This window comes from Streptomyces cinerochromogenes, from assembly GCF_014648635.1.
In the GTDB taxonomy this organism is placed as follows: domain Bacteria; phylum Actinomycetota; class Actinomycetes; order Streptomycetales; family Streptomycetaceae; genus Streptomyces; species Streptomyces cinerochromogenes.
In genome coordinates, this window is the sequence record NZ_BMRM01000027.1 from 36,808 (window position 1) to 60,222 (window position 23,415).

The following is a 23,415-nucleotide window of genomic DNA, read 5'->3' on the forward strand; positions in this document are numbered from 1 at the left end:
GGCGTTCCGCACCTCCGAACGCCCCTTATGTCCCCGTACTCCCCATATCTTCAGGAGCGATCCATGCGCACCCCGAGCCGACGGAGGCCGCGAGCCACGCTCGCCCTGGCCGCCGCAGGGACGCTGCTCGCCCCGCTGCTCTCCGGCTGCTGGGCCGGCGCCGGCGGGACCGGTTCCGGCGGCGACGCCATCAACGTCCTGATGGTCAACAACCCCCAGATGACCGAGCTGCAGAAGCTGACCGCCGCCCACTTCACCAAGGACACCGGCATCAAGGTCAACTTCACGGTCCTGCCCGAGAACGACGTCCGCGACAAGATCAGCCAGGACTTCGCCAACCAGGCCGGCCAGTACGACGTGGCCACCCTGTCCAACTACGAGATACCGATCTACGCCCGCAACGGCTGGCTGCACGAGATGGACACCTACGTCGCGAAGGACCCGTCGTACGACGAGCAGGACGTCCTGAAGCCGATGCGCCAGTCCCTCACCGGCGACGACGGCAAGCTCTACGGGCAGCCGTTCTACGGCGAGTCGTCCTTCCTCATGTACCGCAAGGACGTGTTCGCGGCCAAGGGCCTGACGATGCCCGCCCACCCCACCTGGCGGCAGGTCGCCGACCTGGCCGCGAAGGCGGACGGCGCCCGGCCCGGCATGCGGGGCATCTGCCTGCGCGGGCTGCCCGGCTGGGGCGAGCTGATGGCACCGCTCACCACCGTCGTGAACACCTTCGGCGGCACCTGGTTCGACAAGGACTGGAGGGCCCGGCTCGACTCGCCCGCCTTCGAGAAGGCGACGAAGTTCTACGTCGACCTGGTCCGCGCGCACGGCGAGTCCGGCGCCGCCCAGTCCGGCTTCGCCGAGTGCCTGAACAACATGACCCAGGGCAAGGTCGCCATGTGGTACGACGCCACCTCCGCGGCCGGGCTGCTGGAGGCGGCCGGCTCCCCGGTCAGGGGCAAGCTCGGCTACGCGCCCGCCCCCGTCGAGCGGACCCGGTCCTCCGGCTGGCTCTACACCTGGGCCTGGGGCATCCAGCAGTCCTCCCGCAACCCCGACAAGGCCTGGAAGTTCGTGTCCTGGGCGTCGGGCAAGGGCTACGAGCAGCTGGTCGGCGAGACCAGCGGCTGGTCGAACGTACCCGCGGGCAAACGGGCGTCGACCTACGCCCACGCCGACTACCGGAAGTCGGCCGCCGCGTTCCAGGAGATGACCAGGCAGGCCATCGAGAGCGCCCGGCCGGACGACCCCGGCGTGCAGCCGCGGCCCGCGCCCGGCATCCAGTTCGTCGGCATCCCCGAGTTCACCGACCTCGGCACCCGGGTCTCGCAGGAGATCAGCGCGGCCATCGCCGGACGCCGGTCCGTGGAGGCCGCCTTGAAGACATCGCAGGCGCTCGCCGAGAAGATCTCGAAGGAGTACGAGGGACGATGACAGCGACGACCACGGCCCCCCTCGCGGCCACCCCCGGGAGAACGGTGGGGCAGCCCTCGGCCCGGCTGCGCGCCTGGGCCACCCGCGCCCCGCTGCTGCCCGCCCTCGTCTTCATGATCGCGGTGACCCAGCTGCCGTTCGTGGCCACGCTGGTGATCTCCTTCTTCGACTGGAACGCCCTCTACCCCAAGGCCCGCCGCTTCACCGGCCTGGACAACTACCGCCAGGTGCTGACCGACGCCGACCTGCGCCACTCGGTGTGGACGACCGTGCTGCTCACGGCGGCGGTGGTGCTGGCCAGCCTGGTCCTCGGGCTGGCGCTGGCGCTGCTGCTGGACCGCAGGTTCCGCGGCCGGGGTGTCGTCCGCACCCTGCTCATCGCGCCCTTCCTGGTGGTGCCGGTCGCCGCGGCCCTGCTCTGGAAACATGTGCTCTACAACCCCGAATACGGCTTGTTCAACGGGTTGCTGCACTATGTCGGCGGCCCACAGCCGGACTGGGTCTCCCGCACCCCGCTGCTCGCGGTCGAGGCCTCCCTGGTGTGGCAGTGGACGCCGTTCATGATGCTGATCCTGCTGGCCGGCCTGCAGAGCCGGGACCAGCAGCAGATCGAGGCCGCCCGGGTCGACGGCGCGAGCGACTGGCAGATCTTCCGCCACCTGACCCTCCCGCACCTGCGCCGCTACCTGGAACTCGGCGCCCTGCTGGGCTCGATCTACATCGTCCAGAACTTCGACGCGGTCTTCACGATCACCTCCGGCGGACTCGGCACCGCCAACCTGCCCTACACCGTCTACCAGAGCTTCTACCAGGCCCACGAGAACGGCCTGGCCTCGGCCGCCGGCGTGCTCGTCGTCATCGGCTCGATCGTCATCGCGACCTTCGCGCTGCGCGTGGTGTCGTCCCTGTTCCGCGAGGAGGTGTCCCCCGCATGAGCGCCGTACTGCGCCGTCACGGACTCGGCCTGCTGGCCTGGCTCGCCGGGATCGTGTTCTTCCTGCCGATCGCGTGGATGGCCCTGACGTCCTTCCACGCCGAGGCGGACGCGGCGACGAACCCGCCGTCCTTCGCCGCCTCCCTGACCCTCGACGGCTACCGCGAGTTCTTCGGCAGCGACGGCGGGGCGAGCCCGTGGCCCGCGCTCGTCAACTCCGCGGTGGCCTCGGTCGCCTCCACGCTCCTCGTCCTCCTGCTGGCCCTCCCGGCGGCCTACGCGCTGTCGATCCGGCCGGTGAGGAAGTGGACGGACGTCCTGTTCTTCTTCCTCTCCACGAAGATGCTGCCGGCGGTGGCGGGCCTCCTCCCCCTCTACCTGTTCGCCAAGAACGCCGGGATGCTCGACAACATCTGGCTGCTGGTCGTCCTCTACACCTCCATGAACCTGCCGATCGCGGTGTGGATGATGCAGTCCTTCCTCGCCGAGGTGCCCGTCGCGGTCATCGAGGCGGCGCGGGTCGACGGCGCCCGGCTGCCGACCGTCCTCGCGCGCGTGGTGGCCCCGATCGCCCTGCCCGGCATCGCCGCCACCGCCCTGATCTGCTTCATCTTCAGCTGGAACGAACTGCTCTTCGCCCGGGTCCTCACGGGCGTCGTCGCCGAGACCGCCCCCGTCTTCCTGACCGGCTTCATCACCAGCCAGGGCCTGTTCCTGGCCAAGGTGTGCGCCGCGTCGCTCGTCATCTCCCTGCCGGTGCTCGCCGCGGGGTTCGCCGCCCAGGACAAGCTGGTCCAGGGCCTGTCGTTGGGAGCCGTGAAATGAAGGCCGCCGTCATCGAGTCCGTGGGCCGCGCCGTGGTCACCGAGGTCCCCGACCCCACGCCCGGCCCCCGCGAGGTGGTCGTCGAGGTCGCGGCCTGCGGCCTGTGCGGCACCGACCTGCACATCCTCCAGGGCGAGTTCGCGCCGAAGCTGCCGATCGTCCCCGGGCACGAGTTCGCGGGCGAGGTCGTCGGGGTCGGCACCCAGGTCACGGAGGTGTCGGTGGGCGACCGGGTCGCGGTGGACCCGTCCCTGTACTGCCACGAGTGCCGGTACTGCCGCACCGGCCACAACAACCTGTGCGAGCGGTGGGCCGCGATCGGCGTGACGACGGCGGGCGGCGCGGCGCGGTACGCGGTGGCCCCGGTCGCCAACTGCGTCAAGCTGCCCGAGCACGTGCGCACCGAGGACGCGGCCCTGGTGGAACCCCTGTCCTGCGCCGTCCGCGGCTACGACGTCCTGCGCTCCCGGCTCGGCGCCCACGTTCTGGTCTACGGCTCGGGAACCATGGGCCTGATGATGCTGGAGCTGGCCAAGCGGACCGGCGCGGCGAGCGTGGACGTGGTCGACGTCAACCCCGCCCGGCTGGAGACGGCCCGCCTCCTCGGCGTCTCGGCCGCCGCGGCGAACGCCGACGAACTGGACCGCCCGCAGGGCTGGGACGTGGTGGTCGACGCGACCGGCAACGCGGCGGCGATCCAGGACGGCCTGGACCGGGTGGCGAAGGCCGGCACCTTCCTGCAGTTCGGGGTGGCGGACTACGCGACACGGGTGACGATCGACCCGTACCGGATCTACAACCAGGAGATCACGATCACCGGCTCGATGGCGGTGCTGCACAGCTTCGAGCGGGCGGCGGAGCTGTTCGCGAACGGGGTGCTGGACCCGGCCGTCTTCATCAGCGACCGGATCCCGCTGGAGCGGTACCCGCAGGCGCTGGAGCAGTTCGCGGCGGGGGTGGGGCGGAAGATCGTGGTGGTGCCGTAGGCCGTTCGGCGGGTTCCGTCCGGTAAGGGAACGGTAAAGCGGTGTCGTTCGTTCACCCGGCATGACAGCTATGACCCCTGGCTCGAACATCCCTCTTCCGGCCGCGCGCGTGACGGTGGACGTGTCCTCTCCGGTGCGGCTCGACGTGTCGGGCCTGCTGCTCACCGGCGACGGCAAGGTGCGGTCCGACGACGATTTCATCTTCTACAACCAGCCCACGGGACCGGGCGTGACGTACCGGTCGGGCGGGGGTACGGCGCCCGACGCGGTCACGGTCGACACCGCCGCCGTGCCGCCGGAGATCGAGAAGATCGTCGTCACGGCCAGTCCGGACGCGGCCGGGCAGACCTTCCAGGGCATCGAGCCGACGGCCACGGTCCGGGACGCGGACGGGGGTGCCGTGCTGGCGACGTTCACGCCGCCGCAGCTCGGCGCCGAGACCGCGCTGGTGATCGTGGAGATCTACCGCCGGGGCGGCCAGTGGAAGGCGCGGGCCGTCGGCCAGGGGTACGCGAACGGGCTCGCGGGCATCGCGACGGACTTCGGCGTGACGGTGGAGGAGCCGGCCGCCGCCCCGGTCGCAGCCCCCGCGGCACCCCCGCAGCCGGCCGCCGCCCCCGCGGCCCCGCCGCAGCCGGTCAGCCCGCCCCCGGTCGCCCCGCAGCCGCCGGTCGCCCCGTCCGCGCCCCCGGTGCCCGCGGCCCCGGCCGCGCCCGCGCCGGGTGCCGGGAAGATCAACCTGGACAAGGGCCGGGTCAGCCTGCAGAAGAACCAGACCGTGTCCCTCGTCAAGGGCGGCCGGCCGCTGCTCTCGCAGGTGCGGATGGGGCTCGGCTGGGAGCCGGCGTTCCGGGGCAAGGACATCGACCTGGACGCCTCGGTCATCGCCTACGGCCCGCAGCGCAACCACATCGACAGCTGCTACTTCGGCAAGCTGACGATCCTGAACGGCGCGGTCCGCCACTCCGGGGACAACCTGACCGGTGAGGGCGGGGGCGACGACGAGGTCATCACGGTCGACCTCGGCCGGCTGCCGCAGGAGGTCACCGGGCTGGTGTTCACGGTGAACTCCTTCTCCGGGCAGAAGTTCACGGAGGTCGCGAAGGCCTACTGCCGTCTGGTCGACGCGGCCACCGGCGAGGAACTGGTCCGTTTCGACCTCACCGGTGCGCAGCCGCAGACGGGCGTGATGATGGCCAAGCTCATCCGCCAGTTCTCCGGGGAGTGGGACATGACGGCGCTGGGGGACTTCGTGAAGGCCCGCACGGTGCGGAACATGGTGGATCCGGGGGCCCGCGCCCTGTAGGCCGGCGCGGCCCGGCGTGCCGGCCCCCCCGGGGGGGCCGGCCGTCGCCTCAGCCGGCCCGCAGCCCCTCCGCCAGCAGGCGCAGGTACCGGCGGATCTCCCCCGGCTCCCCCTGCGCCAGCTCGGCCGCCATGGCCACGCCGTGCGCCAGGCGCAGGACCTCGATCGGCTGCACATCGGCCCGCAAGGTGCCCTCCGCCTGTGCCGCGTCCACCAGCCGGGCCGCCGCGCCCTTGACGACGGACCCGCAGGCCGGTGGTGCCGCCGCGCCGCTCCCGTCCGTCACCGCCGAGCTGAGCAGGGCCTTCATCCCCCGCACCTGAAGGGTGGCGACCGCCAGCTCGTAGAGCCACTCCATGAGCGCCTCGCCCGGCGGCAGGTCCTGCGCCAGTTCACCGGCGCGCACGCCGAGCGCCTCGATCCGGTCGACGTACGCCGCCTCCAGCAGTGCCCCGCGGGTCGGGAAGTGCCGGTAGAGCGTGCCCGAGCCGACGCCCGCCCGCTTGGCGATGTCGTCGAGTGACGCGTTCTCGCCGTACTCGGCGAAGGCCTCGGCCGCCACCTTCAGCAACCGCTCGTAGTTGCGCCGAGCGTCCGCGCGCATGGGCCTGCCCTGCGTCATCGACTCACTCCTTGCAGACCGGGGACCCTCTCCACAGCTTATCGAGCAGGAAAGCGGAGACCATCCCCGGTTGCTGTCGGGAGCGAATCGGCGGGCGCTTCCGCCGTTACCGCTTGTGCCGCTTCCAGGGGCCGGTGATGGCGAGCATGATGCCGGGCGTCTGGATGTTGGCGAAGAGGGTCCTGCCGTCGGGCGAGAAGGTGACGCCGGTGAACTCGCTGTACTCCGGCTCCTCCGCGGTGCCGATGTTCAGCTCGTTGCGGGCGATCGGGTAGGTCCGCCCGCTCTCGGTGGCGCCGAACAGGTGCTGGACGCCCTCGCCGTCCTCGGCGATGACCAGGCCGCCGTACGGGGAGACGGTGATGTTGTCGGGGCCGTCGAAGGCGCCGTCCTCGGCCGGGGCCGGGTTGACGCCGAGCAGCACCTTCAGGGTCAGCGTGCGGCGCTTGGGGTCGTAGAACCAGACCTGGCCGTCGTGCTGGACCGGGCTCTCCGAGCGGGCGAAGGAGGAGACGACGTAGACGCCGCCGTCGCCCCACCACATGCCCTCCAGCTTGCGGGCGCGGGTGACCTGGCCGTCGGTGAACTGCTTGCGCACCGAGACGGTGCGGGCGTCGCGGTCGGGGACGTCCACCCAGTCGACGCCGTACACGGTGCCGGTCCTGGTGGCGCGGGACAGGTCGTCCACGAACTTGCCTCCGGAGTCGAAGCACTTGAACGCCTGGAGCACGCCCGCGTCGTCGGCGAGGGTGCGCAGCTTGCCGCGGCCGTGGCGGAAGCCCTCCGGCGGGGTCCAGCGGTAGAACAGGCCGTTGGGGCCGGAGGCGTCCTCGGTGAGGTAGAGGTGGCCGCGCTTGGGGTCGACCACGACGGCCTCGTGGGCGTAGCGGCCCAGGGCCTTGATCGGCTTCGGGTCACGGTTGGCCCGGCGGTCCTCCGGGTCGACCTCGAAGACGTAGCCGTGGTCCTTGGTGAAGCCGTTCTTGCCGGCCTTGTCCTCGGTCTCCTCGCAGGTCAGCCAGGTGCCCCACGGGGTGCTGCCGCCCGCGCAGTTGGTGGCGGTGCCTGCGATGCCCACCCACTCGGCGACATGGCCGCCGTGGCGGACCTCGACGACGGTGCAGCCGCCGGCCGCCGCCGGGTCGTAGACCAGGCCCTCGGTGAGCGGGACCGGGTGCGGCCAGTTGGCGCGGGCGCCGGCCAGCTCGTGGTTGTTGACGAGCAGGGTGGTGCCGCGCGGGCCCTCGAAGGTGGCCGTGCCGTCGTGGTTGGACGGGGTGAACTCGCCGGACTCCAGCCTGGTCCTGCCGCTGTAGGTGATGATCTCGTAGCGGAAGCCGGCGGGCAGGGCGAGGATGCCGTTCGGGTCGGCGATCAGCGGGCCGTAGCCGACGCCGTGGTGGTGGCCCCCGTGCGCGGAGTCGGCTGCGGCGCTCTCGTCGTCCGTGGCGGCGAGGGCGTTCGGCGCGGTGGCGAGGGCGCCGACGCTGCCCGCCAGGGCGACCCCGGCCCCGGTGATCGCGGATTTTCTGGCGAAGTCCCTGCGGGTGAGCGACATGGTGTCTCCTGTGACGACGGGGTGGTGGTGCCGTGGAGGGTGGGGGGCCTCGGTTCGGCGCACACGCTCCCGTCCACCTGTGAACGGGAGTTGAACGCCGGGCCACCACCAGGGCGCCTGTTCCGTGAATCCGTCTGCACGACCCCATCGCCAGGAAAAGTGCCCGGAGCGTCACCGGAAGGGACAACAGGAGAGGCGGCCGGCCGGTCGTGCCGGCCGTGCCGTCAGTTCCCTTGCTGAGAGCGCGCCTTGAACGCGGCCTTGCGGGCCTCCTTGGCCACCTTCTTGTCGGGGTGGAGGCGGCCCATCGCGTCCAGTACCTCGGCGGTGGCGGGGTGGTCCACCCGCCAGGCCGCCGCGAAGAACCCGCTGTGCTGCGCGGCGAGGCCCTCGACCAGGGCCCGCAGTTCCTCGGAGTTGCCCTCGGCCGCCAGCTGTGCGGCCAGCGTGTCGACGGTCAGCCAGAACACCATGTCCTGGGACGGCGCCGGCACCTCGGCGGCGCCCCGCTCGCTGAGCCACACCCGGGCGAGTCCGCCCAGCTCGGGATCGTCGAGCACCTCACGCAGGGCGGGTTCGGCCTCCATGCCCAGCAGCGACAGCGCCTGCTGGCAGCGCAGCCTGCGCAGCGGTGCGCCGGCGTCCGCGCCGCGGGCCGCGGCGAGCAACTCCCGGGCGGCGGCGAGCGTTTCGCGGCGGGCGAGCCACTGCTCGGTCTCGGCGCGGGCGGCGGACCGGCCGAACCGGGCGGTGCCGTCGAGCAGCGCGTCCGCGCCCTTGTCGGCCAGCTCCCCGACGACGGGGGCGGCGAACCCGGCCTCCAGCAGCCGGGCGCGCAGCCCGTACACGCCGAGCGGGGTGAGCCGGACCATGCCGTAGCGGGAGACGTCGGTGTCGTCCAGCGCGGCGGGTTCCTCGTCGGCGTCGGCCATCAGTGCCTCGTCCACCGGCTGGTAGGCGACGAGCCCGACCGGCTCCAGCGCCCGGAACTGGTCGTCCAGCCGCATCATGGCGTCGGAGACCTGCTCCAGGACGTCGTTGGTGGGCTCGCCCATGTCGTCGGGGACGATCACGGAGGCGGCGAGGGCGGGCAGCGGGACGGGGCCGTCGCCGGGGCCGTCCTCACTGACGGTCAGCAGGTAGAGGTTGCCGAGGACGCCGTCGAGGAAATCCGCCTCGGCCCCGGGGTCCCAGTCGAGTGACGAGAAATCGACCTCGCCGCCTTCCTCCAGCGCGTCGACCAGGTCGTCCAGATCGGGGACGGCCGCGTCGGCGAGGACGGTCTCCAGAGCGGCGAGCCACACGGTGAGCACGTCGTGCGGGGAGCCGCCGGTGAGCAGCTTCAGCTCCTCGCCGGCCCGGACGGTGCCGGCCTCCTCGTCCGCGATCTCGACCAGGCCGGTGTCCACGGCGACCCGCCAGGCCTCACTGGCGTACGCGGCGGCGTCGTCACCGGTGAGTCCGAGCAGCTCGGCGGCGGCCGGCAGCTGCTCCTCGGCCAGTGCGCCGCCGGCGTCGACACGGGTGTCGGGGCCGGCCCAGCGGGCGAGGCGGGCGGCCCGGGACAGCACCGGCGTGGACAGCGCGGCGCGCGCCAGCTCCGCTTCGGGGTGCAGCCGTACGGGCGGCAGGGGGGAGCTGTCTGACATCGGCTGGTTCTCCTCGGACCGTGAACGGGCTCAGCCGCTCAGCGTAGACGGATTTCCACCCATGCCGCCCGGTTCATCTCCCCGTAAGCGGCCGTACATGGCCGAAACCTTGACAACTCCCCGCGCCAGGCAGGAGATTGACGCGCGTAGAAGTTGGGGGGACAACTGTTCACTCGGCTCTATGCGTGTCACTGAGGGCCACGAGCCCCACACGCTCCCGTTCCACCCTCGTCCCGGCGCATCGTCACGTCCCCGGAGGGATCCCTTGCCGAGCAGGTCTTCCGCGCGCCTCGCCGCGCTCACCGTCGCCGCCGTCTGTTCCGCCGCGTCGGCCGTCGTCCTCACCTCGCCCGCGCACGCCGACTCGGTGCGTGTCCACGACATCCAGGGCACGACCCGGATATCCCCGTTCGCCGGGCAGAAGGTGACAGACGTGCCCGGCGTCGTCACGGCCACGCGCACCTACGGCTCCTCCAAGGGCTTCTGGCTCCAGGACCCGACGCCGGACGACGACCCGGCCACCAGCGAGGGCGTGTTCGTCTTCACCGGCTCGGCGCCGAAGGTCGCGGCCGGTGACGCGGTGACGGTGACCGGCACGGTCTCCGAGTACGTCCCGGGCGGCACCTCGTCCGGCAACCAGTCGGTGACGGAGATCACCAAGCCGACGGTCACCACGGTCTCCACCGGCAACGCGGTCCCGGCGCCGGTCGTCGTGGACGAGGACGCGGTGCCGGACGCGTACGCCCCGGCGGGCGACAGCGCCGCGGGGGGCTCGATCAACGGTCTCGCGCTGGACCCGTCGGCGTACGCCCTGGACTACTACGAGTCCCTGGAGGGCATGAACGTCCAGGTCGCCGACGCCCGCGTGGTCACCGCGACCGACCCGTACAGCGAGCTGTGGGTCACCGTGAAGCCGTGGGAGCACCGCAGCCGCCGCGGCGGCACGGTCTACGGCTCCTACGACGCGCAGAACACCGGCCGGCTCCAGATCCAGTCGCTGGGCGCGACCGCCGACTTCCCGAAGGCGGACGTCGGCGACACCCTCCGGGGCGCCACCACCGGCCCGCTGGACTTCAACCAGTTCGGCGGCTACACCCTCGTCGCGAGCAGGCTCGGCACGCTGGAGAGCGGCGGCCTGGAGCGGGAGACGACGCAGAAGCAGTCGGGCCGCGAGCTGGCGGTGGCGACGTACAACGTGGAGAACCTCGACCCGTCGGACGCCACCTTCGACCAGCACGCCTCCGCGATCGTGCACAACCTCCAGTCGCCGGACATCGTGTCGCTGGAGGAGATCCAGGACAACAACGGCGCCAAGGACGACGGCACGGTCGACGCGGACCGGACCGTGACGAAGCTGATCGACGCGATCGCCGCGGCGGGCGGCCCGACGTACGACTGGCGCTCGATCAACCCGGTCAACGACCAGGACGGCGGGGAGCCCGGCGGCAACATCCGCCAGGTGTTCCTGTTCAACCCGGAGCGGGTGTCCTTCACGGACCGCGCGGGCGGCGACTCGACCACCGCGGTCGGTGTCACCAAGGTGCAGGGCAAGGCCCGGCTGACGGCCTCCCCGGGCCGGATCGACCCGGCGAACGCGGCCTGGGCCAACAGCCGCAAGCCGCTCGCGGGCGAGTTCGTCTTCCACGGCAAGACCGTGTTCGTGATCGCCAACCACCTCAACTCCAAGGGCGGCGACCAGGGTCTGACCTCGCAGTACCAGCCGCCGGTGCGCAGCTCGGAGGTCCAGCGGCACGCGCAGGCGACCGCGGTGAACGCGTTCGTCAAGGACATCCTGTCCGTGCAGAAGAACGCGGAGGTCGTCGCGCTCGGCGACATGAACGACTTCGAGTTCTCCGGGACCGCGAAGATCCTGGAGGGCGACGGCGAGCTGTGGTCGGCGATCAAGTCGCTGCCGAAGAGCGAGCGCTACACCTACGACTACCAGGGCAACCAGCAGGTCCTCGACCAGATCCTGGTCAGCCCGGCGATCCGCCGCGGCTGCGACTTCGAGTACGACAGCGTGCACGTCAACTCGGAGTTCCACGACCAGATCAGCGACCACGACCCGCAGGTGCTGCGGTTCCGTCCGTGACCGGGCGGCGGGGCCGGCCGGACGGGGTGTCCGGCCGGCCCCGCCGTGCCGTGGGCCGGTGCCGTGAGGGGGTGCCGGGATCGGGGCCCGGTCACCGGCGGCGGTCGATGCTCACCGGCGGCGGTCGATGCGGCGCCAGATCACGGCGGCGCCGACCACGGCGGCGCCCGCCGCGCCGAGGAGCAGTGCCGGGCGCGGATGCCGGGCGGCGGTGCCCATGACGGACCTGACCGGCCGCGGTGCCCGCAGGTCGTGCCGCGCGGTGCGCCCGGCCCGCAGTGCCCGGTCCCGTACGGTGTGCGTGCCGTGTCCGGCCCGCTCCTGCACCAGGTGACCTGCCTTCGCCATGCGTTCCTGCGCGGTGTGGCCCGCCCGGGCGGCCTGTTCCTGCACCAGGTGTCCCGCCCTGGCCGCCCGGTCCTGCACACCGTGCCCCGCCTGGGCGGCGCCGGCGCGCAGCTGGCCGGTCATGGCGCCGGCCTTGTCCAACAGGTCGGCGGCCCGTACCCGGGCCCTGTCCCTCACCTCGGCCCGGCCCCTCATGTGGGCGACCGTGTCGCCGAGCCGGTGCCGTGCCTGCTCGATCTGCTGCCGCAGCTCGTCGGGGCCCTTGGCGCCCGAGCGGTGCGCGTTCCTGTGCCTCATCGGTATGCCGCCTCCTCCCTGGGTGACCCCCCGGGTACCCGCGGGGGAGCCCAGGAATGTTCAGCAATCTTTATCGATACCTCGTAGAAGAATTAAGTAGAGCTTCACCGACGGGTTGCCGAGACTACCTCCATGACGAGTTCCCGCACACCCTCGCCCTTCGGCCGCGTCCTCTGCGCCATGGTCACGCCGTTCACCGGGTCCGGCGCGCTCGACCTGGACGGCGCCCAGCGGCTCGCCGCGCACCTGGTGGCGCGGGGCTGTGACGGCCTGGTCCTGAACGGCACCACGGGCGAGTCGCCCACCACCACCGACGAGGAGAAGGCGCGGCTGGTCGCGGCCGTACGGGAGGCGGTGGGCGACCGGGTCGCGCTGGTCGCGGGCGTGGGCACCGCCGACACCCGGCACACGGTGGAGCTGGCGCTCGCGGCCGGCAAGGCGGGCGCCGACGGCGTGCTGGTGGTGACGCCGTACTACAGCCGGCCGCCGCAGGAGGCCGTGGCCGCCCACTTCCGCCAGGTCGCCGACGCGAGCGAGGTACCGGTGATGCTCTACGACATCCCGGGCCGCACCGGCACCCGCATCGAACCGGAGACGATGATCCGGCTCGCCGCGCATCCGCGGATCGTGGCCGTCAAGGACTGCTCCTACGACGTCCTCGGCACCCTGAAGGTGCTGGCCGCGACGGACCTGGCGTACTACGCGGGCTGCGACGAGCACGTGCTGGCGCTGTACGCGGTCGGCGCGGCGGGCTGTGTGAGCACGGTCGCGAACGCCGCACCGGCCCACATCGCCGCGATCCCGGCCGCCTTCGACGCCGGGGACACCGCACGGGCCGCCGAGCTCCAGCTGGCCGTCACGCCGCTGACCGAGGCGATGACGGGCGCGGGCCTGCCCGGCACGGTCACCGCGAAGGCCCTGCTGACCCGCCTCGGGCTGCCCGCCGGCCCGGTCCGCGCGCCGCTGCTGCCCGCCGGCCCGGAGACGGCCGACGGGCTGCTGGCGCGGTACGAGGCGCTGCCCGCGCTCTGAGCGGCGCGTCCTAGCCCAGCACCGGCCACCGCTGCAGTTCCCCGCGCAGGGCCCCGGGGTCCGGCTCGTCGGCGGCCCAGGCGATGTGGCCGTCCGGGCGGACCAGCAGGGTGGTGCGCAGCTCCCCGGCGGGGGCGGCGACGTTCAGCCACGGGGTCCCCGGCACCGGCCGCCCCCGGGTGACCAGGACGAAGCGTCCGTCCCGCAGCACCTCGTACAGGCGCCGGCCGCCGGCGAGCCGGAGGTCGGGCACCCGCTGCCCGGTGAGCCGGTGGCTGCCGCGCGGCGCCGGGTAGGAGACGCCGATGCCGGAGAGCCGGCTCTCGCCGAGCGCCGTGAGCGAACTCAGCCGGGAGACCGCCGGCAGGGCCAGGTCGCGCAGCCGGCGCACGGTGCTGCTGCGCGGGGCGCTCAGCACGCCCCGGGTGATCGCACCGGAGATCCGCAGGGTCTGCCTGCCGACCGGGTACCGCTCCCGCTGGTAGGAGTCGAGGAGGGGCTCCCCGGCCCGGCCCTGCACCACGGCGGCCAGCTTCCAGCCCAGGTTGGCGGCGTCCTGCAGCCCGGTGTTCATGCCCATGCCGCCGGCCGGGGAGTGCACGTGCGCGGCATCGCCGGCCAGGAGCACCCGGCCGTCGCGGTAGCGCACCGCCTGCCGCTCGTCGGTGTGGAAGCGGGAGATCCAGCGCGGTTCGTGCAGGCCGTGGTCCGAGCCGAGCACCCGGCGCAGCAGCCCGGCCAGCTCCTCCGGCTCCACCGGCGCGTCGTCGGGGCGGTCGTCCCCGGCGATCCAGCCGATGGCCCGGTACCAGCCGTCGCCGAACGGCACCAGCGAGGCGAAGCCGTACCGGTTGGCGTTGGTGGTCACCGCCTCGGTGGGCAGCTCCTCGAGCCGGACGTCGGCCAGCATCACCGAGCGCAGCACCGACCGGCCGGGGAAGCCGATGCCGGTCAGCCGCCGGACGGCACTGCGCACCCCGTCGCAGCCGACCAGGTACGCGGCGCGGAAGGTACCCGCCCCGGCCGTGTCCGCCTCGACGGCCCCGGCCCGCCGGCGCAGCGCCACCACCTCGGCACCCCGTACGATCCGCACGCCGGCGGCGAGCGCGCGCCGCTCCAGCAGCCGCTCGGTGTTGTACTGGGGGGTGATCAGCACGAACGGGTAGCGGCTGCGCAGCCGGTGCAGGTGCAGTTCGAGCCTGCCGAAGACGCCGACGACGGGTGCCGTCCGGCCGAGGGTGACCAGTTCGTCGCCGAGGCCGCGGGCGTCCAGCACCTCCAGGCTGCGGGCGTGCACGGCGAAGGCGCGGGTCAGGTTGGCGTCGGCGTGCGCGCGCCGCTCCAGCAGGGTGACCCGCACCCCGGCGGCGGCGAGGTCTCCGGCCAGCAGCAGTCCGGTGGGTCCCGCGCCCACGACCAGGACGTCCGCGGGCTCGGCCCGGTCCTCGGCCCGGTCCCCGGACGGGTCGGTGCCCGGGGCGCTCACGCGGGCACCGCGGCGTCGATCAGGTGCTGGTAGGAGTCGACCGGCCGTACCTCCCGGACGGTGAGCCCCGCGCGCTCCACGAGGCCGACCAGGCCCTGGCGGGTGTGTTTGCGCCCGCCGACGGTGAGCAGCATCCGCAGGTCCATCGCGGTGCTGAACCGCTGTCCCGGGCCGTCGTCCACGAGGTTCTCCACGACGAGCACCCGGGCTCCGGCGCGGGCCGTGCGCATCACGGTGCCGAGGACGAGGGCGGCGTCCTCGTCGTTCATGCCGAGGACGTTCTTGAACACGTACGCGTCGACGCCGTCCGGTACCTCCTTGCGGCAGTCGCCGGTCAGGATCCGGGTCCGGCCGGCGAGCGCGCCGCCGTCGCGCAGCCGGGGGTCGGCGCCCGCGACCACGTCCGGCCGGTCGAAGAGGATCCCGTGCAGGCCGGGGTGGTGTTCGAGCAGGGAGGCGAGCAGGAAGCCCTGTCCGCCGCCGACGTCCGCGACCGTCCGCGCGCCGTCCAGCGGCAGGGCCCGCGCCACGGCCCGGGCGGACTGCGTGCTCGCCTGGGTCATGGCGCGGTCGAAGACGGCCGCGGACTCGGGCCAGGCGGTGTGCACGTGCTCGAAGAACTCCTGGCCGTGCAGGTCGGTGAAGACGTCCCTGCCGGTGCGGACCGACTCGTCGAGCCGGCCCCACAGTTCCCAGGTCCAGGGTTCGGTCATCCACAGCACGAGCTGGTCCAGGCTGTCCGGGGTGCCCGTGCGCAGCAGCCGCGAGACCTCGGTGTGGACGAACCGGCCCCCGGCGTCCTCGGCGAAGACCTCGTGGCAGGTGAGCGAGCGCAGCAGGCGGTGCAGCGCGTCCGGGTCGGCGCCGACCGCCGTGGCCAGCTCGCCGGCCGTGGCCGGGGTGTCGCCGAGGGCGTCGGCGAGGCCCAGCCTCACGGCCGCGCGCAGCGAGGCGGCGCAGCCGGCGCTGAGCGCGCGTTCCAGCAGGCCCAGCACGTACGGCTCGGTCGGTGTCTCGGTGGTCACGGTTGGACAGACCTCTCTTCGGGAGCGGCTTGCACGGTGCCGGGGAAGTGCGCGTCCAGCACCTGCCGGACCCCCTCGCGCCAGGACCACGCGCAGTCGCCCGTGATGCCGCGGCGGCGGGTGGTGTCGTACGCGATGACGGCGCGGGTGACGTCGCTGGGGGCGAAGTCGACGGGGACCCCGGTGAGGCGGGAGACGTGGGACATCAGGTCCCGCACCCCGACGGTCTCGTCCCCGCCCCAGTTCACGACGGTCGCGGGCGCCGCCGCCGCGGCCCACAGCCGGGGCACGTGCCGGGCGATGTCGTCGGTGTGGATCGGGGAGCAGTAGTGCTGGCCGGCGGGGGGTACGGCGATCGGTTCCCCGGCGAGCATCTGCCGGAAGTAGATGACGGGGAGCCCGCCGTGCCCGTGCGGCCCGTAGGCCACGTTGAGCCGGGCGATGGTGGTGGGCAGGCCCAGGGCCACGGCGAGCGCGCGGACGGCGCCCTCGGTGGCCAGCTTGCCCACCGGGTAGGCCGGCAGCCACGCCGACGCGGTGCCCAGCGGGTCGGACTCGGTGTGCCGGTGGTCGGGCGCCTGGGGGGCGTAGACCGCGCTGGTGGAGACGTACAGGAAGGCCTCGGCGGCGCGGCAGTGGGTCATCAGGCGGCCGGCGGCGACGGAGTTCACCGCCACCGCGTCCTCGAAGTCCCCGTCGCCGCGCTCGACCGCCGCGTGCAGCACGTGGGTGAAGTCGCGGGGCAGGCCGTGGAGTTCGTCGCCGGCCATGTCCCAGCGCCAGGTCCGGATCCCCCGCTGCCGGAACCGGTGCTCCAGGGCGGGGTCCCGGAACCGGCCGAGGCACCACACCTCGTTGTGTGCGGCGAGCGTCTCGGCCACGGTGCGGGCGACCAGGCCGGTCGCGCCGGTGATCAGGATCTTCTTCCCGGCCGGCCAGGTGGTGTCGTGCGGGTGTTCAGTCATGTGCTCGGTCTTGTGCTCGCTCTTGTGCTCGGTCGTGCGTTCGGTCTTGTGCCCGGCCGGTGAGGGCCCGGTCGAGTTCCGCGCGCAGCAGCGACTGGAAGACGGCCACGTGCCGGGGGCCCATGAGGGTGTAGTGCTCGCCGGGCACGTCGATGTACCGGGGTTCCTCGCGGGTGAAGTCCGCCCAGCGGCTCAGCTCCTTGTCCCGCCAGTCCTGCTTCGTGCCGCGCAGGGGGACGGCGTAGAAGACGCTCATCCGGGCGACGCTGCCGGCCGGCCGGTAGCTGCGGCCGAGGTCGGTGAGGCCGTCGGCGAGTTCCGCCCAGGCGGTGAACCGGGCCAGGTCGAGGTCGAGTTCGGCGAGCCGGTCCGGGTCGGCGAGGTCGATCAGCCGGGCGAGCTGTTCTTGCCGGCCCAGCGGGCGGAGTTCGGCGGGCAGGGTGGCCGCCCGCTGCCCGGTGACCAGGTCCAGGAACATCGCCAGGTTGACCGCGGTCTCCACGAAGTCCAGCTCGTCCATGCGGTACTTGATGTGCGGGGGCAGGTTGAAGCTGCCCAGGAAGTCCACCCGCTCGCCGTCCGCCTCCAGCAGCTTGGCCACCTCGAAGGCGACGGCCGCGCCGAAGGAGTACCCGGCGAGGGCGTAGGGGCCGTGCGGCTGCCTGGCCCGGATGGCGTCCGCGTAGGTGCGCGCCATCTCGTCGAAGGTCTCGAAGGGCTTCTCCCCCGGGTTGAACCCGCGGGCCCGCAGGGCGTAGAAGGGCCGCTCGTGGGCGAAGTACTTGGCCAGGTTGACGAAGACGAGCACTTCGCCGACGCCGGGGTGGACGCAGAACAGCGGGGTGCCCTCGCCGGTGGTCTGCAGCGGGACGACCGGGTCGTACGGCACGGGTCCGCCGCCCTGCCCGGCGTCGATCAGCGCGGCCAGGGCGCGGACGCTGGGCGAGGTGAGGATCGCGAGCACCGGAAGGTCCACGCCGGGGAAGCGCTCGGCGATCAGGCGCTTGAGGCGCAGGATGTCCAGGGAGGTGCCGCCGAGGTCGAAGAAGCCGGCGGTGGCGCTGATGGTGCCCGGGTCCTGTTCCACGAGGTCGCCGTACAGCCCGGTCAGCGTCCGCTCGGTCTCGCCCTCCGGGGCGGTGTAGCCGCCCAGCTGCCGGGTGACCAGCTCCTGGACCGCCGTGAGGTGTCCGGCGTAGTCGCCGGACTCCAGCCGCCGCCGCATGAGCGAGCGCTGGATCTTGCCGAGGCTCGTCTTCGGGAAGGCGTCCTCAGGCAGCGGGAGCAGCACCGCCGGGCGGAATCCCCAGTGCAGTACGGCGGTGTTCCGGACGGCGATGAGCAGGCGGTGCAGTGCCGCCTCGTCGCCGGCGACGTCGGGGGTGACGGCGAAGGCGACCGCGAGCTGCTCGGTGTCGCTGCCCGGCGGGCGTGTGGGGAACGCGGCGACATAGGACCGGGCGATGCCTTCGAGGCCGTCGAGGACCGATTCCAGGTCGTGGCTGTAGTAGTTGACGCCGTTGACGATGATGCTGTCCTTGCTGCGCCCGACCAGGGTCAGCCGGCCCCCGTCGAGCCGGCCGAGGTCGCCGGTGCGGAACCAGCCGTCCGCCGTGAACGCCGCCTGGGTCGCCTCCTTGTCGTTCCAGTACCCGTCGGTGATCATCGGGCCGGTGAGCTGGACCTCGCCGGTCTCCGAGTCGGCGAGCGGGGTGCCGTCGCCGGCGGCGATCCTGATCCGGAGCCCGTCGACGGGCCGTCCGACCGCGGCGAACTCGCTGTCCCGGTCGGCGTCGGGGAACTCCCGGTTGTAGATGCTGCCGGCGCAGGTCTCGGTCATGCCGAAGGCGGGCCACAGGGCCCCGCGGCGCAGTCCGTGGGGAGCCAGCCGGTCGAGGAACGCCACTCCGGTGGCCACCGGGTTGGCCTCCCCGCCGGAGACGATGTACCGCAGGCAGGACAGGTCGAGGGCCGGCGGGGAGGGCTGCCGGTCGAGCGCCTTGTTGATCAGGCCGAGCAGGAAGTTCGGGGTGAACGTCATGGTGACCCGGTGGGCGTCGATCAGCCGGAGGAAGTGCAGCGGGTCGGCCAGCACCGTCTCCGGGGGCGCCTGCACCTGTACGGCGCCGACCGACAGCGGCAGCAGGTGGGCCTCCAGCAGCGCGGCGACGTGGTCGTAGGAGATCCAGTTGAGCGTCACGTCGGCCGCGGTGAGCGACTGTGTGCGGGCCTTGGCCGCCATGGAGGCGAGCAGGTTGCCGTGGGTGAGCCGGACCGCCTTGGCGGCGCCGGTGGAGCCGGAGGTGAGGACCAGCAGCGCGACGTCGTCGGGGTCGCCGGCGGCCGGCGGGGCCGCGGGGGCGTCCGGGGCGGCGGCGGTCAGTTCCTCGACCGTGGTGACCGTCAGCCCCTCGACGGCGGGGAGTTCCTCGCGGGTGCGCCGGTCGGTGAGGACGAGCGGCCCGTCGAGCAGGGCGTCGACGTGGCCCAACTGGGCGGCCCAGCGCTGCGGATCGCTGCGCAGGGGCACCAGCGGGCACGCGGTGATCCCTCCAAGCAGGCAGGCCCACAGGGCCGGCACGAACTCCTCCGGCCGCTCCAGCAGCAGCGCCACGACACGGCCCGGGCGGACGCCCTCGGCCCGCAGGGCGCCCAGCAGGCGGAGCGACTCCGCGAGCAGCTCCGGATAGGTCTGGAGGGTGTGCCCCGAAGGGCGTTCCGCCGTGCAGTAGCGCAGCCCGTGTTCCGGGAAGTCCGCCGCGGCCCTCACCAGCAGGCCGCCGAGGCCGGTGCTCCGCTCGCCGCTGTCGTCCCCGGCCGCGGCGGTCCGGGCGGCGGGTGTCCTCGGGCTGGTCGTCATCGTGCCTTTCCTCGGTCGGCGTCCCGCGTCACGGCGGGGTGGCGGGGGCTGCCCAGGGCGGCGAGCAGTTCGGCGGCCCGGCCGCGGATGTCCTCCCACGGCTTCGGGAGCGTGACCAGTCCGCGCAGCTCGCGCAGGACCCGGGGCGGGATCCCGGTCCCGAGCACGCCCCTCACCAGGCCCTGGCGCGCGTAGAACGCGGCGAGCCGGGGGCGGTCGGGGTCGTCCAGGTCCGCGTACGGCACCTCGACGCGGTCCGCGCCGTGCAGCAGGCCGTACGCCTGGAGCTTCAGCGCGTACTGGTCGGACCAGAAGTAGGGGACCGGGGTGTACGCGGCGCGCGGTTCCGGTGCGGCGCCCAGTTCGGACAGCAGGTTGTGCGCGGCCACGGCACCCTGCTCGGTGGCGTTGATGCGGTGCTCGGTGCGCACGGGTTCGCCGTGGACGCGGTGGTCCCAGTGGGCGACGTCCCCGGCGGCGTACACGAGGGGGGCCGCCGCGCTGTACGCGTCGCAGCGGACGCCGCGGTCGACGGTGAGCCCGCTCCCGGCGAGCCACTCGGTGTTCGGTACGGATCCGATCGCCAGCACGACGGTGTCCGCCGGGACCGTGGTCCCGTCCGCGAGACGGACGCCCGACACCCTTCCCCGGGTGCCCGCCAGCCCGGTCACCGTCTGCCCGGTGTGCAGCTTGACCCCTCTGCTCCGGTGGATCCGGCCGAGCATCTCGCCGACGGCGGGGCCGAAGACCCGCTCCATCGGGACCGACTCGTCGGTGATGACGGTCACCTCGTGGGCGTTGCGTGCGGTGAGGGAGGAGGCCACCTCCATGCCGAGCGGCCCGGAGCCGACGACCGCCACGGTGCCGCCGGCCCACAGGCTGGCCCGCAGGGCGGCCAGGTCGTCCAGTGTGCGCAGGGTGTGCACACCCGAGAGCGCCTGCGCGCCGGCGAGGGTGCGGGCGCGGACGCCGGTCGCGATGATCAGGCCGTCGAACGCGAGGTGTTCGCCGTCGTCGAGGATCACCCGCCGGCCGCCGAGGTCGAGTCCGCGGGCGCGGACGCCGAGGCGCAGGTCGAGTGCGCTCCCGTCGAGGGCCGCGGGGTCGCGCATGGCGGTCCGCTGTTCGTCCCACTCGCCCGTCAGGACCTGCTTGGACAGCGGCGGACGCTCGTAGGGCGGGTGCGGCTCGTCGCCGATGACGACGAGACGCCCGTCGTAGCCCTTCCTGCGCAGGGTCTCCGCCGCGGAGAGGCCGGCGGCCGAGGCGCCGGCCACCACGATGGTCCCAGGGCTCACCGCAGCGCCTTGAGGGCCGAGCCGGGGCAGGCCGTGACGGCCTGGAGCACCGCGTCGTGCAGATGGGCCGGGGGTTCGGGGTCGAGGACCAGTACGATCCCGTCGTCCTCGTCCTGGTCGAAGACGTCGGGGGCGAGGATCGCGCACTGCCCCGCGGCACAGCACTTGTCGTAGTCCGCAACAACCTTCATCACTGCCACCTTCATGCAAGGGTCGGGAACGCTTGGGTCATGAGGGATCCGGAGCGGGGAACGGTCCCCGCCGCGGGGTCGAGAATCATCTGCTGCATCTCCTGCAGGAACGGGGCGGGTTCCAGACCCAGCTCCGTGTCCAGCGTGTGGCGGATCTGCCGGTACGCGCGCAGCGCCTCGTTGCGCAGGCCGCTGTGGTAGAGGCTTTCGATCAGGCAGCCGTAGAGCCATTCGTTGAGCGGTTCCGCGGCCACCAGCCGGCGCAGTTCGCCGATGATGCGGCGGTGGTCGCCGAGGTGCAGGTCGGCGATGATCCGCTGGTGCAGCGCGTCCTGCCGCTGGCCCTCCAGGTGGACGACCTCCTGCTCCAGGACGCGGCCGTGGCAGACGTCGCCGAGCGCCGGACCGCGCCACTGCGCGAGCGCGCCGCGCAGTTCGCGGGCCGCCGCCGCGTGGTCCCCCGCCCTGAGCAGGTCGGCGCCGCGCCGGGCGGAGGAGCGGAAGGCCAGCACGTCGGTGCCGTCGTCCCCGAGGTCCAGCACGTATCCCGAGCTGGTGGTGTGGATCATCGCGCCGTGTGCGCCGCCCGCGCCGCGCTGGGCGAGCACGCGCCGCAGGTGGTACACGTGTGTCCGCACCGTGGGGACGGCGCTGTCGACCGCCTCCTCCCCCCAGAGTTCGTCCATGATCTGGTTCAGCGTCACGATCGTGCCCGGGTGCAGGAGGAAGAGGCACAGCAGCTTCCGCACTTTCGGGCCCCGCGGCACGGTGAGCCGGTCCCCGGGCGCCCGGGGCTCCGCCACGAGCGGACCGAGCATTTGGAACAGAGCCACCCCGCTCCCCTTCTCCTTGCCTGCCGTACGGTCCGCCTCTCCTCGCCGGCCGTACGGCCCCGCGGTCAGAAACGGACGCGGCGCCGGGCGGGGCGCACCAGCGACGAGCCCTCCTTCAGCTCGAAGACGGCGCCGACCGTGGCGTCGGGCCGGACCTCGACGGCGCACGGCCTGCCGACCGCGAAGCGCCGGTGGATGTCGGCTCCCGGGTCGTTGATCTCCTCCAGCCCGGAGTCGTGGACCGAGGACTCGGGGATGCGCGCGCTGAGGAGCACCGCCGTGCGGTATCCGGGGCCCCCGGCCCGCTCCGACAGCAGCCGCCGCGCGGCCTGCCGGGTGCTCTCCAGCCGCTCCGGGTGCCGGTTGTCGGCCGCGAACAGCAGGAGCACCGGCGCGTCCCGGGCCACCTTGTCGTGCAGCCAGGACTGGTCGGCCCGTCCCTCCAGCGGGACGTCGGGCAGGCGCATGCCGCTGCGGAGCCTGCCGGTCCCGGTGCCGTCACCGGGGTAGGACAGGGTGAGCTGTGCCTGGCGGGGCGCGACGAACCGGTCGAGGACGCCGGCACGGGCGGCGCCTTCCAGCGCGACGTCCCGCACGGACCGCCGCCAGCCGCTCAGGGTCCACATCCGGGTCTGCCGGTCGCTGTCGGCGACCACGGAGGCGGCCGTGTGCCGCCGTTCCCGGTCCCATTCCTCCAGGGTGTCCGGGGTGAGGCCGTACCTCTGGATCCCCGCGAGGCGCCAGGCCAGCGATGCCGCGTCCTCCAGCCCGGTGTTGAGCCCCTGGGCCCCGGCGGGGCTGTGGATGTGGGCCGCGTCGCCGGCGAGGAGGACGCGTCCCACCCGGAAGCGGTCCGCCATGCGGCGGTGGATGCGGAAGATGCCGGTCTGCAGCTCGCCCACGGCCCGGATCGGCACCGTGCACCGGGCCTCGGCCAGCCGCTGCGCGGTCTCGGCCAGTCGGTCCTCGGGCACCTCCTCGCGCAGGCCGAGGAAGACGCGGGCCTTGCCCTCGGGCAGGCTGGTGACGACCAGGATCCCGGAGGGGTCCATGAAGTAGTGCGTCTCGTTCTGCGGCAGGCTGGTCTCCCACACCCCGTCCGCGACCAGGAACTGCTGCGGGTAGGTGGCCCCTTCGAAGGCCACGCCGAGGCGCTGCCGGACCGTGCTGTGGGCCCCGTCGCAGCCGACCAGGTACCGCGCCCTCGCCTCGACCTCCTGGCCGCCGGCGAGCAGCGTGGCGCGTACTCCGCGGGAGTCCTCGGTGAAGCCGACGAACTCGGTGCCGTACTCGACCTTGCCGCCCGCGTCCGCGAAGCCCTGGCGCAGGACCTCCTCGGTGGCGCTCTGCGGCAGGGTGACCGGATAGCGGTACCGGCTGCCGTCCAGGCTGCCGAAGCCGACCCGGATGACCCTGTCGCCCAGGTAGTACTTGAGCGCGCCCACCGTCAGCGACCGGTCGAGCAGGGGCTCGATGAGGCCCATGCGGTGGAAGCTCTCCAGCGCCCGTGGCCACAGCGCCAGGGACTTGGAGTGGGGGTGGTGGCTGGGGTCGCGGTCGACGACGCGCACGGAGACCCCGCGGCGCAGCAGGTCGACGCCCAGGGCGAGGCCCACCGGTCCCGCCCCGACGATGAGCACCTCGGTGTCGGACTGCTCGGCCATGGTGTCCCCT

Annotated in this window: 19 protein-coding genes; 7 read left to right on the plus strand and 12 right to left on the minus strand. The window is 73.2% G+C overall.

Annotated features, from left to right (window positions below; genetic code table 11):
- The first annotated feature begins 63 nt into the window (after nucleotides 1–63).
- The 5 genes from IEZ20_RS36090 (at nucleotide 64) to IEZ20_RS36110 (ending at nucleotide 5,485) form a co-directional block, all read left to right on the plus strand.
- Nucleotides 64–1,434 (plus strand): ABC transporter substrate-binding protein, encoded by a 1,371-nt coding sequence (locus IEZ20_RS36090; RefSeq protein WP_189306706.1) that lies wholly within the window; start codon nucleotides 64–66, stop codon nucleotides 1,432–1,434.
- Nucleotides 1,431–2,369: a carbohydrate ABC transporter permease gene (locus IEZ20_RS36095; RefSeq protein WP_189306708.1), complete on the plus strand. Its 939-nt coding sequence runs from the start codon at nucleotides 1,431–1,433 to the stop codon at nucleotides 2,367–2,369. Before IEZ20_RS36090 ends, IEZ20_RS36095 begins: the two co-directional genes overlap by 4 nt.
- Nucleotides 2,366–3,193 (plus strand): carbohydrate ABC transporter permease, encoded by an 828-nt coding sequence (locus tag IEZ20_RS36100; RefSeq protein WP_189306710.1) that lies wholly within the window; start codon nucleotides 2,366–2,368, stop codon nucleotides 3,191–3,193. Before IEZ20_RS36095 ends, IEZ20_RS36100 begins: the two co-directional genes overlap by 4 nt.
- Nucleotides 3,190–4,179 carry a zinc-dependent alcohol dehydrogenase family protein gene (locus tag IEZ20_RS36105; RefSeq protein WP_189306712.1) on the plus strand — a complete coding sequence of 330 codons (990 nt, stop codon included), beginning with the start codon at nucleotides 3,190–3,192 and terminating at the stop codon, nucleotides 4,177–4,179. Before IEZ20_RS36100 ends, IEZ20_RS36105 begins: the two co-directional genes overlap by 4 nt.
- Before the next feature lie 70 nt (nucleotides 4,180–4,249).
- The gene (locus IEZ20_RS36110) at nucleotides 4,250–5,485 is read left to right on the plus strand and encodes a TerD family protein (protein ID WP_189306756.1); all 1,236 of its coding nucleotides are present in this window, start codon (nucleotides 4,250–4,252) and stop codon (nucleotides 5,483–5,485) included.
- Nucleotides 5,486–5,534: 49 nt separating this feature from the next.
- Here the strand turns inward: IEZ20_RS36110 and IEZ20_RS36115 are convergent, their stop codons facing one another.
- The 3 genes from IEZ20_RS36115 to IEZ20_RS36125 all read right to left on the minus strand — a co-directional run bounded on the left by IEZ20_RS36115 (nucleotide 5,535) and on the right by IEZ20_RS36125 (nucleotide 9,314).
- The gene (locus IEZ20_RS36115; protein WP_189306714.1) at nucleotides 5,535–6,107 is read right to left on the minus strand and encodes a TetR/AcrR family transcriptional regulator; all 573 of its coding nucleotides are present in this window, start codon (nucleotides 6,105–6,107) and stop codon (nucleotides 5,535–5,537) included.
- A 106-nt stretch (nucleotides 6,108–6,213) separates the two neighbouring features.
- Nucleotides 6,214–7,665, minus strand: a complete 1,452-nt coding sequence (locus IEZ20_RS36120) for an alkaline phosphatase PhoX (RefSeq protein ID WP_189306716.1) — start codon at nucleotides 7,663–7,665, stop codon at nucleotides 6,214–6,216.
- A gap of 224 nt (nucleotides 7,666–7,889) precedes the next feature.
- Nucleotides 7,890–9,314: a hypothetical protein gene (locus IEZ20_RS36125; RefSeq protein WP_189306718.1), complete on the minus strand. Its 1,425-nt coding sequence runs from the start codon at nucleotides 9,312–9,314 to the stop codon at nucleotides 7,890–7,892.
- Between the two features lie 265 nt (nucleotides 9,315–9,579).
- On the opposite strand from IEZ20_RS36125, the gene IEZ20_RS36130 reads away from it, so the two are divergent.
- Entirely contained in the window at nucleotides 9,580–11,406 is a 1,827-nt protein-coding gene (locus IEZ20_RS36130; protein ID WP_189306720.1) for a DUF8508 domain-containing protein, read from the plus strand.
- 111 nt (nucleotides 11,407–11,517) lie between these two features.
- On the opposite strand, the gene IEZ20_RS36135 is transcribed toward IEZ20_RS36130, so the two are convergent.
- Entirely contained in the window at nucleotides 11,518–12,051 is a 534-nt protein-coding gene (locus IEZ20_RS36135; RefSeq protein WP_189306723.1) for a DUF3618 domain-containing protein, read from the minus strand.
- A gap of 132 nt (nucleotides 12,052–12,183) precedes the next feature.
- Here IEZ20_RS36135 and dapA point away from each other — a divergent pair, with 132 nt between their 5' ends.
- Nucleotides 12,184–13,083 carry a 4-hydroxy-tetrahydrodipicolinate synthase gene (gene dapA / locus IEZ20_RS36140; RefSeq protein WP_189306725.1) on the plus strand — a complete coding sequence of 300 codons (900 nt, stop codon included), beginning with the start codon at nucleotides 12,184–12,186 and terminating at the stop codon, nucleotides 13,081–13,083.
- 10 nt (nucleotides 13,084–13,093) lie between these two features.
- Here dapA and IEZ20_RS36145 read toward each other — a convergent pair whose 3' ends face one another.
- The 8 genes from IEZ20_RS36145 to IEZ20_RS36180 form a co-directional block, all read right to left on the minus strand.
- Nucleotides 13,094–14,569, minus strand: coding sequence for an FAD-dependent monooxygenase (locus IEZ20_RS36145; protein ID WP_189306727.1), 1,476 nt, complete (start codon nucleotides 14,567–14,569; stop codon nucleotides 13,094–13,096).
- Complete coding sequence (locus IEZ20_RS36150) at nucleotides 14,566–15,594, minus strand: methyltransferase (RefSeq protein WP_189306729.1); 1,029 nt, start codon at nucleotides 15,592–15,594, stop codon at nucleotides 14,566–14,568. The genes IEZ20_RS36145 and IEZ20_RS36150 overlap by 4 nt, the downstream gene beginning before the upstream one ends.
- The gene (locus tag IEZ20_RS36155) at nucleotides 15,591–16,559 is read right to left on the minus strand and encodes an NAD-dependent epimerase/dehydratase family protein (RefSeq protein WP_189306731.1); all 969 of its coding nucleotides are present in this window, start codon (nucleotides 16,557–16,559) and stop codon (nucleotides 15,591–15,593) included. The genes IEZ20_RS36150 and IEZ20_RS36155 overlap by 4 nt, the downstream gene beginning before the upstream one ends.
- Complete coding sequence (locus IEZ20_RS36160) at nucleotides 16,552–19,419, minus strand: non-ribosomal peptide synthetase (RefSeq protein ID WP_189306733.1); 2,868 nt, start codon at nucleotides 19,417–19,419, stop codon at nucleotides 16,552–16,554. The genes IEZ20_RS36155 and IEZ20_RS36160 overlap by 8 nt, the downstream gene beginning before the upstream one ends.
- Nucleotides 19,416–20,717 (minus strand): NAD(P)/FAD-dependent oxidoreductase, encoded by a 1,302-nt coding sequence (locus IEZ20_RS36165; RefSeq protein WP_189306734.1) that lies wholly within the window; start codon nucleotides 20,715–20,717, stop codon nucleotides 19,416–19,418. The genes IEZ20_RS36160 and IEZ20_RS36165 overlap by 4 nt, the downstream gene beginning before the upstream one ends.
- Nucleotides 20,714–20,908 (minus strand): ferredoxin, encoded by a 195-nt coding sequence (locus tag IEZ20_RS36170; RefSeq protein WP_189306736.1) that lies wholly within the window; start codon nucleotides 20,906–20,908, stop codon nucleotides 20,714–20,716. The genes IEZ20_RS36165 and IEZ20_RS36170 overlap by 4 nt, the downstream gene beginning before the upstream one ends.
- Nucleotides 20,909–20,919: 11 nt before the next feature.
- Nucleotides 20,920–21,741: an AfsR/SARP family transcriptional regulator gene (locus tag IEZ20_RS36175; RefSeq protein ID WP_189306738.1), complete on the minus strand. Its 822-nt coding sequence runs from the start codon at nucleotides 21,739–21,741 to the stop codon at nucleotides 20,920–20,922.
- Nucleotides 21,742–21,806: 65 nt separating this feature from the next.
- A complete protein-coding gene (locus tag IEZ20_RS36180; protein ID WP_189306740.1) occupies nucleotides 21,807–23,405 on the minus strand; it encodes an FAD-dependent monooxygenase in 1,599 nt (532 codons plus the stop codon).
- Between the last annotated feature and the right edge of the window lie 10 nt (nucleotides 23,406–23,415).

Coding starts and splice junctions, on each gene's coding strand:
- IEZ20_RS36105 (WP_189306712.1), top strand. CDS start 3,190: ATGAAGGCCGCCGTCATCGAGTCCGTGGGCCGCGCCGTGGTCACCGAG.
- IEZ20_RS36115 (WP_189306714.1), bottom strand. CDS start 6,107: ATGACGCAGGGCAGGCCCATGCGCGCGGACGCTCGGCGCAACTACGAG.
- IEZ20_RS36095 (WP_189306708.1), top strand. CDS start 1,431: ATGACAGCGACGACCACGGCCCCCCTCGCGGCCACCCCCGGGAGAACG.
- dapA (WP_189306725.1), top strand. CDS start 12,184: ATGACGAGTTCCCGCACACCCTCGCCCTTCGGCCGCGTCCTCTGCGCC.
- IEZ20_RS36120 (WP_189306716.1), bottom strand. CDS start 7,665: ATGTCGCTCACCCGCAGGGACTTCGCCAGAAAATCCGCGATCACCGGG.
- IEZ20_RS36160 (WP_189306733.1), bottom strand. CDS start 19,419: ATGACGACCAGCCCGAGGACACCCGCCGCCCGGACCGCCGCGGCCGGG.
- IEZ20_RS36155 (WP_189306731.1), bottom strand. CDS start 16,559: ATGACTGAACACCCGCACGACACCACCTGGCCGGCCGGGAAGAAGATC.
- IEZ20_RS36180 (WP_189306740.1), bottom strand. CDS start 23,405: ATGGCCGAGCAGTCCGACACCGAGGTGCTCATCGTCGGGGCGGGACCG.
- IEZ20_RS36100 (WP_189306710.1), top strand. CDS start 2,366: ATGAGCGCCGTACTGCGCCGTCACGGACTCGGCCTGCTGGCCTGGCTC.
- IEZ20_RS36090 (WP_189306706.1), top strand. CDS start 64: ATGCGCACCCCGAGCCGACGGAGGCCGCGAGCCACGCTCGCCCTGGCC.
- IEZ20_RS36135 (WP_189306723.1), bottom strand. CDS start 12,051: ATGAGGCACAGGAACGCGCACCGCTCGGGCGCCAAGGGCCCCGACGAG.
- IEZ20_RS36110 (WP_189306756.1), top strand. CDS start 4,250: ATGACCCCTGGCTCGAACATCCCTCTTCCGGCCGCGCGCGTGACGGTG.
- IEZ20_RS36125 (WP_189306718.1), bottom strand. CDS start 9,314: ATGTCAGACAGCTCCCCCCTGCCGCCCGTACGGCTGCACCCCGAAGCG.
- IEZ20_RS36170 (WP_189306736.1), bottom strand. CDS start 20,908: ATGAAGGTTGTTGCGGACTACGACAAGTGCTGTGCCGCGGGGCAGTGC.